Source organism: Pseudoalteromonas piscicida (genome assembly GCF_002208135.1).
Lineage (GTDB): Bacteria > Pseudomonadota > Gammaproteobacteria > Enterobacterales > Alteromonadaceae > Pseudoalteromonas > Pseudoalteromonas piscicida_A.
The window spans coordinates 1,909,097-1,924,762 of sequence record NZ_CP021646.1; the positions used below are offsets into that span (position 1 = coordinate 1,909,097).

Here is a 15,666-nt window from a genome sequence, read left to right on the forward strand (position 1 = left end):
TCTATCTCGTAAAAAACTGCTACACGGATACTAACATACTCAAAACCAGATTGATGGCAGGATTGCTATAAAAAGTGTGACAAACTATAAATTTGTTGAGCCTTAGCTGTGCGTTGCTACTTCGTCAAAACTTTACTGCTCGCCATACTTAGCGATTACCTTTTTCGGGATCTGATATGGCACATTTCTGCGTTTGACTATTGTTGATTTCACCACCGATGTACGGGTATCACCCAGCGTCGAAACTTTATCCAGAATTTCGTCTAGCTTAGGCATACTCTCAAAACACAACCTCACATAAAAACAATCCTCTCCCGTCACTTTGTCACATTCAATCGCTTCAGGAATGTTTTGGATCATCACTTCAAGTTATTTTAGTTTACCGGGATGCTGACGAATACGCACAATCGCTGTTAAAGGGTAATCAAAGCTTTCTGGGTCTAATTCAATACTGTATTTACTAATTTCCCCATACTCTTCCATACGTTTCATGCGCTCATTCACACTCGGTGAAGACATGTTCACAGCCCGGGCCATTTCAGCAACAGACACTCGACTGTTGTTTTCTAACAGCGCTATAAGCTTGCTATCTATCGCGTCAAGCGACCATTTTTCATTATTAATTAGTTTTCGCATTTTTGCCTTTCATTTTTAAGAATTTAGAAAAATTAGCCTTTTATGGTCTATTAGCAATACGGCAAACCCTGAGTAATATGCAAGTGTAGAATTGAATATGACAAGGTGTGAACAATGTTTGGCTCAGATAAAGAGAAAGGTTCAATAGAGATGATACTTGCTATGGTGCTGTCTGGCACCATAGGATACTTTGTTGTCAGTGCAGACCAATCCTATTGGAACGTGGTATTTTTACGTTGTGTTATTGGTGCGTTGTGCCTTCTCGGATACGTGCTCGTAACAAAGCAACTGACAACAGAGGTGTTTAAAGGCCCCGTGTTTATGACCATCTTGCTCGGCGGTATCGCGCTGGTCGGAAACTGGGTGCTATTGTTCGCCTCGTTTGACTATATTCCTTTTTCAATTTCAATCATCGCATACCATCTACAACCTTTGATGTTGGTATTATTAAGCGCGATGCTTTATCGTCAGTATCCAAGTAAAGCAATCCTTTTATGGTTGGCCATCGCCGTTGTGGGGTTATGGTTGGTTGTTGGGATCCCGTATCAAGAAATAGTCGCGGTTATTTTCGTACAAGAGAGCAATCAAGCCGTTTTTGGTCTGCTACTGGCACTCGGAGCTGCATTTTTGTATACCATTACAACGCTTATGACGAAAAAGGTGAGCCAAGTGCCATCCGGTGTGGTTGCTGTGATCCAAATCTTTTTTGGCGGTTTATTTTTGTTGCCTTGGGTTGACTTTGCACATTTCCCAGAGACTTCATCGAACTGGGGTAATATCTTATTTTTAGGCGTCGTCAACACAGGGTTTATGTATGTGATCATGTATGACGCGTTTCAACGCTTAAGCACCACATTAATTGCTATTCTTTCTTTTATTTATCCGGTCGTGGCGCTGTTTGTAGATTTTATTGCATTCGACCACACGATTTCGATACTACAAACGCTCGGGATTGTTTTAATCCTGACAGCCATCAGCGCTGTAAAGTTCGATTGGAAATTAGGCAAGTTATTTAGCACACCGAAGCAAAAAGTCAGTTAACTTAGCTAATTTGAATTTCAAGGAAATAGAGTGATAAAAGCAGAGTAAAGCGCAATCACTTTGCTCTGCTGCTGTTGACTAGCTTATTGCTCTAAGTAACAAATAACCGCAGCTTGCTTAGGGTTGCTTTGCGTATCTTCAATCAGATAGCTCGCTTTTTTACTGTTTTGGCATAAACACATGTCGTAATGACTGATCATGTAAGCATTACCGACGGCATCCTCATCCGTTTTTTGGATGCTACAGGTAGGCTCTCTCCAAATTGGATCCCAGCCGCTTTGGCCAATGGCAACGATTTTAATGTTTTGTTGAGTAACGAGTGCTTTTGCGTCTTCTTCTTGAGCAGATACAGACAACGCAGTGAGTGCAACGAGTGCGGTGATTAGCTTTTTCATTTTATTCATCCTTAAGTATCAATTAAAAATGCAAACCCCTACCAAAAGACTTGCATTCGTTGCTATTCTATTCTTAAAAAAGAACAGGTCAAGAATATAATAATTAAAGTTTCATTAACGAAGGAGTTTTACTTAATATAGCCTCATTCAACACATCAAGTACTTAGTACTGTTACAAAGCTGGTTCTTTGGTAACTTCAATTTGTTTTATAGCCAATCCTTGAATTTCCATTACTTTAAACTTAAAGCCATCAACTTCTAACGACTCTCCTTCGACAGGAAAATGCTTTAACCTGTGGATCACAAAACCGGCTAAGGTTTCTATGGCTTCAATCGGTTCAAACTCGTACTCAATCACCGAAGCCTGAAAGTCCTTAATCGACATATCGCCCTGCACTAGCCATCGGGTGTTATCCTTTTGTCGAAATTGGGCTTCTATTGCTTGGTCGTCTTTCAGTGCAATTAAATTCAAGATGCTGGATAACGTTACCATCCCAACCACAGTTGAGAATTCATTAATTACCACTGCACAGTTACTCTCATGACTTTTGAGCCCATCTAACGCATCGGACAGACTGAGGGTATCAAGTAAAATTACTGGCTTATGGAATTCTTGCTGTTGACCATCCAGTAACGGCTTTTTCGCCAAAATATTGCTAAGCAGCTGTTTGGCTTCAGGTGCAGCAATGACCTTGTCGAGCGAGCCGTCACACAGCAAATATTGTTGAAAACTGTGTACTTGAATTAACGTGCTTAGGTTTTCTTCTGATTCTTGAATGTCTAACCACACGATTGCATCGCGATTGATCATCGCTTGGGTAATATTAGTCTGGTTAAGGTCAAGCACATTGCCAATGATATTGTACTCATGCTCGCACAGCTCCCCCTGTTCAGCACTTTGGTCAACCACCGCATAAATATCATCACGCGTTACTTGTTCATCGCGCTCATTTGGTAAATTGAAAAGCTGTATGATCCAATCGGCAAACACATTAAAAAGCCAGATAATCGGTTTAAAAATCCAAACGCTGGCAAGCATGAGATGGATAAATCGCATCGCGATAGTTTCTGGGATAACCATGGCTATTCGTTTTGGCAATAAATCAGCAAACAATACAAATAACGATGTGATCAGTAAAAACGACACCACTGTGGATATTTGCAATAACATCGAGGCATGAGCTGCAACATCGGCAAACATAAAGCTTGCAACCCAGTTTAGTAGTTGCAATACATAAGGCGTAAAAACCGACTCGCCTATCATACCCGCAACAATTGCTAAGGCATTGAGTACCACCTGTACTGCCGCAAAAAACTGATGCGCATTGGCTTGCAAGTACAATACTTTCTTGGCTCTAACGTCACCAAGATCAAATAATGTTTGTAATTTAACTTTGCGTGCCGCTGCCAATGATATTTCACACAGCGCGAAAACTGCACTCAAGCTAATGAGTAACAACACCCAAAAAAAGTCCACAGATACACCTAAAAAAGAAAGCGAGAATTCGACGCGATGTATACGCCTATTTTATGACTTTAGCAATGTAATTCGCTTCGAATAATTAAATTCTTGTTGCCAATCACGTACCGATTATCGTACTGTTCGCGACTAATAAAAAAGTACGTCGAGGAAGATAAATGACTTCACAGCAGTTCAATACGAAGCGTAGAAGAAGCAGTTGATATTCAGTTAAGTCCAAATACACCAAGCGAGATTGGAGCAAAAGCGCAAGACTACGGTTTTCTGAAAAGGCATCTGCAGCGATTACGACATCACTAAGAGATCTTGATGAAGGCTAAATTCGGACTTCACATCACGTTCAATTTGAATATCGAAAATGTTATACATTTTGTAAGAGACTTTGGTACACAATTACTTGGTAATGCACTATCTCCTGATTTATTTTTGTGCGTAGCGAACGAAACGAATAATTACATAGGGTCAACGGGCGATATAGCCAGCCTTTACGCCCTCACTTAAACTAAAGCTGTCCCCCACAGAGCCCACCACCATCTGCTTGCGGTTTGACTTCATCAATTCACGCAGCACGTATAGCGAGTTAATACCTGTACAGTGTGCGCCCATCATATTTTTTAAGCCAAACTGCTTTAACTTACCTGCTGTCCACGCCAAGTGTTTATCATCCGCACTCATTAAATGAAACCCGCCTATCGCAGTCGTAATATCTGCGGAATGAATCGTTTTTACTATGTGTTCCATCGTGTTGATGATGCCCGCATGCCCGCAACCGGCTATTAATACAAAGCCATCTTTGGTATTTATCACCAGTGACATATCTTCTGGAATGTTATCTTCTATATGGCCGTGCTCAGCCTCAATTTTGCCACTTCCACTCCAGTTATGTTCTGGATGAATGCGCTCAACATTGCCTGTTAACCAAACACCTGGGTAGATTTCTTGCGCCTCACTATACTCTTTGAAAATTACGCCTTGTTTTTCAAGCGCGAGCTTCATCGCTTGCATGCGGTTTTTTCTACCTGCACGTTTTGTAAAAATACCATGACCAACATGTACGCGAGACATCGCTTTTGCATTCTCTTCGCTAAGCTCACTCCTTAGTGTTTCTAACCCGCCGGTGTGGTCGCCATGATTATGGCTTAAAATCACATCTTCCACATCGGACAAATCGATCCGCAAGTCTTGCGCATTTTGCAGTACCGTTCGCGGCCGATTGCCAGTATCAAACAGAATTTTTCGACCGTCTACTTCAACCAAAGCTGCATATCCCCACTCGCCAATACCACGATCCGCAAGCATGGTCGACAGCGTAGTGATTTTGAGTGATTTGACTTGGTGAGGTGTGTCATTTGCACCTGCTATAGGCACCATACTTAGCCAAGATAGGCAAAGTAGAAATAGGGGATGGATACGGCGCATGGAAATTCCTTTTGCGGATTTTAAATATAAGTATTGACGAAACTATCTGGATAGCGAATAAAAATCAACCTGTTACCATATAAGTCTAGAGTCAAATTAGTATAAATGGCCAAATGAACGGCAGATCAAATTTAAGGAGGAAACAACCAAAGTACCACTTTGAAAAGTTAATAAGTAAACATGTTCTCTTAATACACAAAAGTAACTTCGCCTTTGGTTTATCTCTGCCTCCTCAGCAAAAGGTGACGTTAAGCTCCATACCTAAAGCGCCTCTCTCGCTTTAAACTCAAGTACTTGGGCATTGATACAATAGCGGTCTTGACCCTTTGGCCCTTCATTTTTAAATACATGGCCTAAATGAATGCCGCTGCTTTTTGAACGTATTTCGGTTCTTATCATACCGTGGCTTAAATCTTTGTGGTACGTCACGCTGTTTTTTACTGGGTGGGTAAACGACAACCACCCTGTGCCTGAGTTAAACCTATCTCGGGTGTCAAAAAGGACTTTGCCGCTTAATTTATCGACAAATACGCCATCAGGTGTGTTTTTAAAGATATCGTACTGCTTGCAAAACGGTCTTTCTGTGCCTTTTTGAAAAGCAATGTCAAAAGCCTCTGAACGACCTAGTTTAAAAGCACCAAGTGCTTTGTAAAACGCTTCTCTCGCCATAAAGCCTTGGAAACCAAGTGACTCAATACCATTTTCAATAAATAAGATCGTTGGTGTCGCCCAAGTCGCTGTCTTAATCGTTAACCCTTCTAATTGATCTGCATAGCGAAAATGAAGTGGAATATCGCCTTGATAGTCATTTAGCACCTCTTTTTTTAATTTTTCGCAATAAGGGCAATAGCTTTTAGCATCAACAATCACAATATGTTTACCTTGGGCTAGTAAAGTGTTATCTATTTTATCTTTACTCGCCTTGTCAAAGGTCACTCCCGTGCTGTGATCTGGACAATACCCCTTGGGATTTTTGCTTAAATAATTCTGATGATACTCTTCCGCTGGATAGAATTTTCTGAGTGGCTTAATTTTGGTTTGTATATCGCCATAGCCTTGTTCAGATAACAAAAGTTGATACTGCGCTTTTAACGTGTGAGCCTTTTCGCTTTGCTGATCATCAGTATAGAGGATGATCGAACGGTACTGCGTTCCAACGTCATTACCCTGACGGTTTTTTTGGGTTGGATCATGACTTTCAAAATAGTATTTTAACAGCTCATTTGTGGTGATAAGATTTGCGTTATAAGTTACTTTTACCACCTCAGCATAGTTGTCTTCATCAAAGCGCCGACTCGATTTAATGATCTCTTTATAACTTGGCTTAAACCCTTTCCCGTCGGCATAGCCAGATTCAGCATCTATCACGCCTGTCATTTTTTCATAGCGTTTTTCTGGGCCCCAGAAACAACCAGAACCTAACACTACAGTTTTAATATGGTTACTCGCGCCATCCACTTTAGGCTTTGGCATATCCGTACCAGCGAGGGCTATTTCACCCACACTAGACATTATAATGAGCCCTATCGACGTGGCTATCTGTAATATTTTCATTACCATCCTCTCAATACTGTACGTTGCAACTAAGTATGGTTACCACTCCATACTTATTTGAACTTAATATGATTTACTGCGTATTAACTGAGACCGTTGGAAGTTATTTATCATTTCATCTAAAGTCGTTCATGATAGTAAAACTGTGTTTCAGCAAAACCGAAGACAAAGGAATAGGTGTGAGTAAAATAAGTGAGAATATCTATCAAAAATTAACTAATAGCGACGAGGCTCGTGCGTGTAAGGCGATTGACGAAAAGGCGTGTAAAGAAGTTCCTGGTAACTACGTGCTTATTTTATTGAGTCAGCTATTGAGTGCGTTGGGAGATGCCTTACTCAATCCAAAAATAACATTACCTTGGCTAATGCAATCACTTGGAGCTCCTGCTTATATGATTTCGGCTTTGGTGCCCATTCGCGAATCTGGTTCACTGATCCCCAATTGTTTATTGGCCAATGGGTGCGCAAGCACGCAAAGAGAAAGCACCTTTGGTCGCTCGGTGCACTTATTCAAGCCGCTTGTGTACTGCTCATGGCACTACTAGCATGGCAGCAAACTGAAAATCAATTATACGCTTGGTTGGTACTTGGGTTGCTGGCAATTTTTAGCATCGCCCGCAGCTTAAGTTCTGTATCGTCAAAAGATGTCATCGGTAAAACTATCCCTAAACAAAAGCGCGGTCAGCTTAGCGGCCAAGCTGCATCAGTCAGTGGGCTTATTACTGTTACGTTTGGTGTTGGACTTTTTATCGCTGCCACTCAGGTAAACAACGTCAATTTTGTGATCACACTTGTGCTTGCTGCTCTCTTTTGGCTGGTAGGCGCGTTGACGTTTTCAAAAATCAATGAGTACGAAGGAGCAACCGAGGGAGGTGAAAGCGGAATAGCTAAAATCAAACAGGACCTTGCGCTGTTAAAAATTGACCCAACACTCAAAAAGTTTATTCTAGCCCGTAGTTTACTGTTAAGCTCCGCGCTTATTCCGCCCTACTTCACCGTGATGGCGCAGCAGAATATTAGCGACGGTGCTTGGGTACTGGCAATCTTGTTAGCGGTGTCTGGACTTGCAAGTTTAGTCAGTGGCGCTTTTTGGGGTCGTCTTGCCGATCAATCAAGTAAACGCGTGATGATATATGGCGCAACTATCACTGTGGCTTGCACCGCAGTGCTACTGACAACTTCTTTATTTTATTCTTCATTACTCGAAAAAATGTGGTTTATTCCACTTTGCTATTTTGTTGTTGCTATCGCCCACCAGGGTGTGCGCGTGGGTCGAAAAACCTATGTTGTCGATATGGCTGAAGGAAACAAACGTACCAGTTATGTCACGCTCAGTAACACCATTATTGGCATCGTACTGTTATTGACGAGTGCACTTGGCGTGATTGCTTCGATATTTTCAATTAACGTGTTACTCGCACTCTACATTATGATCACGATATTAGGCATCGCCATGACAAGCCGCTTACCTAATGTCACTGAACGGTAAAACCTGTTACTTCACCGACAAATTGTGTCTAAATTTCTCCAAATGAGGTAAAACCGCCGCAATTTTAGTTATCTGAGGATAAAATTATGTCATTGACTACGCGTTTTTCTGCTTTAGCGCTGGCGGTTGCCAGTATGGCTTCTGCAAATGCCGCTGACTTTGAGTTCAATACCAAGCTTGCAAACGCTGATGCACTGGTAATTTTTCAAGCTGGCGAGAACCAAAGTAACTTAAAGTTCCTTGATAAAGACACTCGCAAGCAATTGGAACGTGCAATTGCTGCTGAAGACTTTAAAGGGGCGTATGGCAAAACGGTTGAAGTATTAGCGCCTGTAGACTCTGATTATAAGCGTATCTTCATTGTTGGTTTGGGTGATTCAGGCTTACTCAATGCGAGCAAAATGACCAAACTTGGTGGTAACCTGCACGCGAAATTCGAAGGTAAAAAGCTGGAGAATGTTGCGGTTGCATTCGAAGAAGTTGAGGGAGCGCTCTCAAATGCAGAACTAGCAGCACAATTTGCACATGGTGCAAACCTTCGTGACCACACCTTCGAAGTATACAAAAGAGAACCAAATACTGTTAACGTAAGCTATCACTTTGACGTTGCTGATAAGCAAGCAACGCAAGCTCAGTATAAAGCACTACAACACATTCAAGCTGGCGTATTTTTGGCACGTGACTTGACCTCTGAAGTCGCGACAGAAATGACGCCTGTAGACTTTGCAAAAGCAGCAAAGGAGCTTGAGCAGTATGGTGTTGAAGTAAAAGTATTAGCGCCTGCTGAACTTAAAGAGCTTGGCATGGGCGCACTTGAGGGCGTTGGCCGTGGTAGCGAACATGGCTCACGATTAGTTGTTGCGCATTATAAAGGTAACAACGACACACCAATTGCACTGGTTGGTAAAGGTATCACTTTCGATTCAGGTGGTTATAGCATCAAAACCGGCGCTTCTATTGCGCGCATGAAATCTGATATGGCGGGCGCGGCTGCCGTGCTTGGAACAGTAAAAGCAATGGCACTGAGCAAAGCAGACGTAAACGTGGTCGCTGTGATGGGTATGGCGGCAAATATGGTGTCTCAATATGCAATCGCACCGGGTGATGTGCTACGTACTGCAGAAGGTATTAGCGTAGAAGTTGTAAACACTGATGCTGAAGGTCGTTTGGTGCTATCTGATGCCATGTGGTACGCACGTAAACAGTACAGCCCTGAGATCATGATTGACGTCGCGACATTAACTGGCTCTAAAATACGTGCTGTTGGTAACGAATATTCAGCGATTTTCTCTGAGGATGATAGCTTAATTACAGAATTTACCAACGCTGGTAAAATTGTGAACGAAAACGTCTGGCGTCTACCGCTTGGCTATAAAGACAAGCTAAAATCAGACATCGCTGATTTCCAAAACGTAGGTTCTGGTGGCCCTGGAGCCACAACTGCCGCGACTTTCCTACAGCAATTTGCTGGCGACACTCGTTGGGTTCATATCGATATCGCAGGTAATGCACTATCAAGCTCAGCCAAGGACGAAGTCCCAACCGGTGGTACGGGTTATGGCGTTCGCCTACTAAGCCAATGGCTATTAACTGGTAAATAACGAATAATTATCCCTAAATTTGAAGCCGTGTTTAAACACGGCTTTTTTGTAACTGCAATAAAACGGCAACTGATAGCAATAACTTCGTTTCAATTGCGAGGTGTGTTATAAGAAACATAACGTTTACTAAAGCAACCAACTGTTATTGCCTATGTCCGATGTGAGTTGTTACCTATTAGGTGAGCAAGCGATTGTTGTGGATGCAATGTGTTTGCCTGATAGCAACCCCCCAATTAATCAAAGATTGTTCGCCCTCAAGAAATGGCTAGATAATAGCGGTGATTTTATTGATGTGGTACCCGCTAAGTCTTCAGTCACCGCCTATTTAAAAGAATCCAGTAAAGCCACTACATGGCAACACAAGATCCTAACGCATTGGCAAGACTTAGAAATCGCAGAGGTAAAGCCAACGCACCACGAGATTGAGGTGTTTTACGGCAAAGAATTCGGTCAGGATTTTGAACGCGTCACGAGTGAATTACAACTGACACCAAGACAGCTTATCGAACTGCACTCAAGCGTTGATTATCAAGTACAATTTATTGGCTTCTTACCCGGTTTTGCTTACTTGTCAGGGTTACCAACCTCGCTTCAATTACCCCGAAAATCCACACCAATTACCAAAGTCCCTAAAGGCAGTATTGCCATTGCAGACAGCTACAGTGCAATTTACCCGAGCCAATCTCCCGGTGGCTGGCATTTACTTGGACAAACCAATACTACGCTATTTGACCCAAATTCTGCATCAGCAAGCTTGCTGCAACCGGGAGATATCGTGCGTTTTGTGGAGAAATCATGCTAGAAGTTATTAAATCAGGGCCACTTTCAACTATTCAAGACATTGGCCGCCAAGGACTTCGCCACTTAGGAGTAAGTCAAGCAGGTGTCCTTGACCCCGTCGCACTCAAGCTTGCAAATACACTACTATCGAATAACGACGATACCGCAGCTATTGAAGTGACTATTGGCTTATGCGAGTTTCGCTTCCATGCACCCACTAACTTTGTTATTGCAGGGGCAGATCTCAATGCGTGTTTAAACGGTGAAGCGGTATACCCTTGTTGGCGCAACAGTGTTAAAGCTGGAGATAAACTTACATTTAAACAAAATCGCGATGGCTTACGCGCTTATTTGGTCGTCGAAGGTGGTTTTACCAATATAGACAAGCTGCTTGGGAGTTATTCAACCGATCTCATGGCAGGCTTTGGGGGAATAAGCGGCCGAGCGCTAAAGCAAGGTGACAAGCTGAGCTATACACCAAGCACTGCCAAAGACTCTGTTGGTGGATTACAGCCCAGCTACGAAAAGCTTATTCACTTTATCCCAGGCCCGCACCTTGAGTTAATTTCCAAAAATACACTGAGTGTGTTGAACGACACCATTTGGAAAGTAAATCCCAGCAGTAATCGCATGGGCATACGCCTTGGTGGCCATAGCAGCCTAGCGCACGACCAGAGTATCGCAACACAAGCGGTCCACCCGGGAGTTATTCAGCTGCCTCCCAGTGGAGAACCCATTATTTTATTGAATGACTGCCAAACCACAGGCGGTTATCCAATTATTGGTACCATCATTCAAGCCGATATGCGTCACTTAAGCCAATTGGGCGCGGGTGATTGTATCCATTTAAAATCAACATCCCTTACAGATGCAGCAAAGGAATCTCACCGAGTAAAGGCGCATCTCAATCAGCTAAGGTTAGCGCTTAAAAATAAAGAACAACAAAATGACTGAGCTAAATCTCCTTCCCCTTTCGGGCATTGCCGTGATTGTTATTGGCTTTGCACTGAGGTTTAATCCCTTATTAGTCGTCACTTCGGCAGGTTTGGTCACCGGTTTTGCCGTCGGGATCGACTTTATTGACTTAATTGCCACCTTTGGCGAAAAGTTTATGAACTCTCGCCAGCTTGCGAGTTTTTTACTTATCTTACCCGTGATCGCAATTTTAGAACGCTACGGCTTACAGCAACGGGCTAAAGCTTGGGTTGCGGGCATAAAAGGGGCGACCACGTCTCGCATTTTAAGTATGTATTTTGTTGTCCGTGAGTGTTCCGCAGCACTGGGGTTAATCAATTTAGCAGGCCAAGCTCAAACCGTTAGGCCACTGCTAGCTCCGATGGCGATAGGCGCTGCGGCGAACCAATACGGCGACTTGCCACAAGATGTAAAAGACATGATAGGCGCACACGCTGCCGCCTGCGATAATATTGCCGTCTTCTTTGGTGAAGATATTTTTATCGCCTTTGGTGCTGTGCTACTCATGGATGCCTTTCTAAAGGAAAACGGCATTACGGGGATTGAACCGCTGCATATCGGACTTTGGGCAATACCGACGGCAATTGCAGCGCTCATTGTTCATCTCTTCCGTTTAGCGCGATTTGAAGCAAAGATACGGGCAGAAATTGTGCGCTGTCAGCAGCAACAAAGCGACAAAGACAAAGCGCCTAGCAATACAAATTCGGTGCTAAAGGAGGAATCATTATGAGCTTAGTGAACACTTCTGATGCGCAATCCAGCCTACTTTCAATTGACAACATCTATTTATTGATTGGTTTTATTGTCATGTTTTTGGTAGTAAAAACGCTACAAGATAAGGCCCATCCCAAGCGTCTCACCACCGCTCTATTTTGGTTTTTATTTGGTTCTGTTTTTATCTTTGGTGATGCCTCTATCGCCTTGATTGGCGAGCGAAACACCTATTTGTGGATTGGCGTCAACGTGGTGATAATCGCACTGCTTGCCGGTATGAATATGGTGTCCATGGGAAATTATGATATGCCGTGCGAACGAGCCAAAACAGAAGATGCTAATCGGTTTGGTAATAAATTGTTTGTTCCCGCCGTACTTATTCCAATCGTTACTGTGATCTGTACTATCATCTTAAGCGACATTCAGCTCGGCGATTTTTATCTATTCGATCAGGATCACGTAACGCTTTCAGCACTGACACTCGCTTGCACCATCGCTTTGCTGGTGAGCTGGAAGATAACCAAAGGCAGTCCTCTACAAGCACTTTCTGAATCTCGTCGCTTGGTCGACTCAATAGGCTGGGCAGCGATATTGCCACAGATGCTAGCAATGCTTGGCGGCGTATTTATCGTCTCCAACACAGGTACTGCTATCCAAGACTTAGTGACATTGTTTATTTCGCCAGATAACCGTTTTATGCTCGTTGTACTGTATTGTGTGGGCATGGCACTCTTTACCATGATTATGGGCAATGCTTTTGCCGCATTTCCGGTAATGACGGCGGGTATTGCGCTGCCATTTTTGATCCAAGGGCATGGCGCTGATCCTGCACCGCTCGTCGCAATTGGCATGTATTCGGGTTATTGTGGAACACTGATGACACCGATGGCCGCCAACTTCAACATCGTGCCAGCGGCACTGTTAGATTTAAAAGATAAGTACCAAGTCATTAAAGTGCAAATACCAACCGCTATAACGTTATTGGTGATTAATATTTTTCTTATGTACGGAGTCGTTTTTTAATGTCCAGTTACAGTAAACCTTGTGTCCTCGTTACTGGGTTCACCCCATTTGGTGGTGAGTCCATCAACCCTTCATGGCAATTAGCTCAGCTATTAGAAGGTGAAACCATAGAAGGCCACCTGATCCACACTAAAGAGTTACCTTGCGAGTTCGATAAAAGTATTGAGTCTTTAACAAAAGCAATTGATAAGTATCATCCAAGCGTGGTTATTTGTTTAGGTCAAGCTGGTGGACGCTGTGATATCTCCATCGAACGCATCGCGATTAACATCAACGATGCCAGAATAGCTGACAACGCGGGAAACCAGCCGATAGACACACCGGTCGTCACACACGGACCCGATGCTTACTTTGCCTCTTTACCAATAAAAAGTATGCTAAGTAGTGCGCTTCAGGCGGGGGTTCCTGCGAGTATTTCTAATACTGCGGGCACTTACGTGTGCAACCATGTGATGTATGGATTACTGCACTATCTTAGTACACATGACTTAGCGTGCCGTGGTGGCTTTGTGCATATCCCATACTTGCCCTCCCAAGCGGCGCACCACCCTGGTGCACCCAGTATGGACATTGACACCCTAGTTAAAGGAATAAAAATCCTATTAACCGGTGCCATCACACAAAAGCAAGATATTAAGCTGGTCGCTGGAACGACACACTAATAAGCAATGCCCCACAATGGTGCAGGATTGCACCATTGCACATCACAAAAAATTCACATTTTCTCTATTTCATTGTGTGACTTATCAAATTATTTTTGGTAGAACTTAAACTATCTCATGGTAACTATGCTTCCGTGAGCAATAATAATTTGTTGATATTATCAACACATCAATAGGAATGAGGAAATATGTGTTCAATTTTCGGCGTACTTGACATCAAGACCGATCCCCTTGCACTTCGCGAGCAAGCGATCGAAATGTCAAAAAAACTAAGACACCGTGGCCCCGACTGGTCAGGGGTCTATTCAAGTGAAAAAGCCATTTTAGTTCATGAGCGTTTGGCAATTGTCGGCGTTTCTAGCGGCGCACAACCATTATTTAACCCTGAAAAAACACATATTTTGGCGGTAAATGGTGAAATTTATAATCATAAAGAGCTTGCAAGAGCACTGACCGTTCCATTTGAATTTCAAACAGAGTCAGACTGTGAAGTGATCTTGGCGCTATACAAGCAAAAAGGCCCTGAGTTTTTAGATGATCTCAATGGAATTTTTGCATTTTGTTTGTACGATGAAACGGAAGATGCTTTTTTAATTGGTCGTGACCACATCGGTATTATTCCACTTTACACTGGCCGTGATCAAAGCGGTAACCTCTATGTCGCCAGCGAAATGAAAGCGCTCACACCTATTTGTACACAAATTGAAGAGTTTCCTCCTGGCCATTATTGGTATTCAAAAGAAGGGGGTCCAAGAGAGTATTACCAACGCGACTGGCAAGCGTTTAGTGCTGTAAAAGACAATGAAGCAAGCCCCGAAGCGGTTAAAAATGGGCTAGAAGCTGCTGTAAAACGCCAATTGATGTGCGATGTGCCCTATGGCGTCTTGTTGTCTGGTGGGCTGGATTCTTCTGTGATTTCCGCTATCACACAAAAATTTGCTGCAAAGCGAATCGAAGACGATGGCGCATCAGACGCATGGTGGCCAAAACTTCACTCATTTTCAATTGGCTTGGAAGGATCACCCGATCTTGCAGCAGCACAAAAGGTAGCAGACAAAATCGGCACGGTTCACCACCCCATTCACTTTACCGTACAGCAAGGTATCGATGCGCTTAAAGAAGTGGTTTATCACCTAGAGACCTATGATGTCACAACCATTCGTGCCTCTACCCCTATGTATCTTATGGCACGCTACATTAAAGCAATGGGCATTAAAATGGTACTATCAGGCGAAGGGGCCGATGAACTATTTGGTGGCTATTTGTATTTCCACAAAGCACCAAATGCTGAAGAATTTCACAACGAGCTAAATCGAAAGGTCTCGAAACTGCATATGTTTGATTGCTTACGTGCAAATAAGTCAATGGCGGCTTGGGGTGTCGAAGCGCGCGTTCCCTTCTTAGATAAAGAATTTGTCGATATTGCCATGCGCACTAATCCAGACTACAAAATGTGTAAAGATGGCCGTATCGAAAAACACGTTATCCGCGAGGCGTTTGATGGTTATTTACCCGGTGACGTATTGTGGCGCCAAAAAGAGCAGTTTTCTGATGGCGTAGGCTATAGCTGGATTGATTCACTGAAAGAATATGTCAGTAAGCAAGTGAGCGATTCGGATCTTGAAAACGCTCACTACCGCTATCCAATCAATACACCGGATAGCAAAGAAGCCTATTACTATCGCACCATTTTTGAGTCGCATTTCCCAGGAGAAGCGGCTGCCAAGTGTGTTCCTCACGGCAAGTCTGTGGCGTGTTCAACACCCGAAGCGCTGGCTTGGGACGAGTCGTTCCAACGTAATGCCGATCCATCAGGTCGCGCAGCAAGCTCACACAACGAAGCGTATAATCAAAAATAAACAAGTAAAAAGGGACAATGGTCCCTTTTTTACTTTCC

At 43.2% G+C, this 15,666-nt stretch carries 16 protein-coding genes; 10 read left to right on the forward strand and 6 right to left on the reverse strand.

The window, feature by feature from the left end:
- Positions 1 to 132 precede the first annotated feature (132 nt).
- Positions 133 to 360 (reverse strand): Lrp/AsnC ligand binding domain-containing protein, encoded by a 228-nt coding sequence (locus B1L02_RS24375; protein ID WP_223192078.1) that lies wholly within the window; start codon positions 358 to 360, stop codon positions 133 to 135.
- A gap of 9 nt (positions 361 to 369) precedes the next feature.
- Positions 370 to 636 (reverse strand): Lrp/AsnC family transcriptional regulator, encoded by a 267-nt coding sequence (locus B1L02_RS24380; RefSeq protein WP_223192055.1) that lies wholly within the window; start codon positions 634 to 636, stop codon positions 370 to 372.
- A gap of 114 nt (positions 637 to 750) precedes the next feature.
- Here B1L02_RS24380 and B1L02_RS09020 point away from each other — a divergent pair, with 114 nt between their 5' ends.
- The gene (locus tag B1L02_RS09020) at positions 751 to 1,677 is read left to right on the forward strand and encodes a DMT family transporter (protein WP_088530764.1); all 927 of its coding nucleotides are present in this window, start codon (positions 751 to 753) and stop codon (positions 1,675 to 1,677) included.
- A gap of 83 nt (positions 1,678 to 1,760) precedes the next feature.
- Here the strand turns inward: B1L02_RS09020 and B1L02_RS09025 are convergent, their stop codons facing one another.
- From B1L02_RS09025 to msrA, 4 genes are all read right to left on the reverse strand, one after another.
- On the reverse strand, positions 1,761 to 2,072 hold the full coding sequence (locus B1L02_RS09025) for a hypothetical protein (protein ID WP_088530765.1): 312 nt from the start codon (positions 2,070 to 2,072) through the stop codon (positions 1,761 to 1,763).
- 172 nt (positions 2,073 to 2,244) lie between these two features.
- The gene (locus tag B1L02_RS09030; RefSeq protein WP_088530766.1) at positions 2,245 to 3,549 is read right to left on the reverse strand and encodes a hemolysin family protein; all 1,305 of its coding nucleotides are present in this window, start codon (positions 3,547 to 3,549) and stop codon (positions 2,245 to 2,247) included.
- A 465-nt stretch (positions 3,550 to 4,014) separates the two neighbouring features.
- Positions 4,015 to 4,971 (reverse strand): MBL fold metallo-hydrolase, encoded by a 957-nt coding sequence (locus B1L02_RS09035; protein WP_088530767.1) that lies wholly within the window; start codon positions 4,969 to 4,971, stop codon positions 4,015 to 4,017.
- Between the two features lie 261 nt (positions 4,972 to 5,232).
- Entirely contained in the window at positions 5,233 to 6,525 is a 1,293-nt protein-coding gene (gene msrA, locus B1L02_RS09040; RefSeq protein ID WP_410477302.1) for a peptide-methionine (S)-S-oxide reductase MsrA, read from the reverse strand.
- A gap of 179 nt (positions 6,526 to 6,704) precedes the next feature.
- On the opposite strand from msrA, the gene B1L02_RS24385 reads away from it, so the two are divergent.
- The 9 genes from B1L02_RS24385 (at position 6,705) to asnB (ending at position 15,628) form a co-directional block, all read left to right on the forward strand.
- On the forward strand, positions 6,705 to 7,070 hold the full coding sequence (locus B1L02_RS24385) for a hypothetical protein (RefSeq protein ID WP_232003169.1): 366 nt from the start codon (positions 6,705 to 6,707) through the stop codon (positions 7,068 to 7,070).
- Positions 6,986 to 8,014 carry an MFS transporter gene (locus tag B1L02_RS09045; protein WP_335682205.1) on the forward strand — a complete coding sequence of 343 codons (1,029 nt, stop codon included), beginning with the start codon at positions 6,986 to 6,988 and terminating at the stop codon, positions 8,012 to 8,014. Before B1L02_RS24385 ends, B1L02_RS09045 begins: the two co-directional genes overlap by 85 nt.
- Before the next feature lie 86 nt (positions 8,015 to 8,100).
- Complete coding sequence (locus B1L02_RS09050) at positions 8,101 to 9,615, forward strand: leucyl aminopeptidase (protein ID WP_088530768.1); 1,515 nt, start codon at positions 8,101 to 8,103, stop codon at positions 9,613 to 9,615.
- Positions 9,616 to 9,766: 151 nt separating this feature from the next.
- On the forward strand, positions 9,767 to 10,417 hold the full coding sequence (gene pxpB, locus B1L02_RS09055; RefSeq protein WP_088530769.1) for a 5-oxoprolinase subunit PxpB: 651 nt from the start codon (positions 9,767 to 9,769) through the stop codon (positions 10,415 to 10,417).
- Positions 10,411 to 11,349 carry a biotin-dependent carboxyltransferase family protein gene (locus B1L02_RS09060; protein WP_088530770.1) on the forward strand — a complete coding sequence of 313 codons (939 nt, stop codon included), beginning with the start codon at positions 10,411 to 10,413 and terminating at the stop codon, positions 11,347 to 11,349. The genes pxpB and B1L02_RS09060 overlap by 7 nt, the downstream gene beginning before the upstream one ends.
- A complete protein-coding gene (locus tag B1L02_RS09065) occupies positions 11,342 to 12,100 on the forward strand; it encodes a DUF969 domain-containing protein (protein ID WP_088530771.1) in 759 nt (252 codons plus the stop codon). The genes B1L02_RS09060 and B1L02_RS09065 overlap by 8 nt, the downstream gene beginning before the upstream one ends.
- Complete coding sequence (locus tag B1L02_RS09070; protein ID WP_088530772.1) at positions 12,097 to 13,107, forward strand: DUF979 domain-containing protein; 1,011 nt, start codon at positions 12,097 to 12,099, stop codon at positions 13,105 to 13,107. Before B1L02_RS09065 ends, B1L02_RS09070 begins: the two co-directional genes overlap by 4 nt.
- Complete coding sequence (pcp, locus tag B1L02_RS09075; RefSeq protein ID WP_088530773.1) at positions 13,107 to 13,769, forward strand: pyroglutamyl-peptidase I; 663 nt, start codon at positions 13,107 to 13,109, stop codon at positions 13,767 to 13,769. Before B1L02_RS09070 ends, pcp begins: the two co-directional genes overlap by 1 nt.
- Positions 13,770 to 13,957: 188 nt before the next feature.
- The gene (asnB, locus tag B1L02_RS09080; protein ID WP_088530774.1) at positions 13,958 to 15,628 is read left to right on the forward strand and encodes an asparagine synthase B; all 1,671 of its coding nucleotides are present in this window, start codon (positions 13,958 to 13,960) and stop codon (positions 15,626 to 15,628) included.
- Positions 15,629 to 15,666 lie beyond the last annotated feature (38 nt).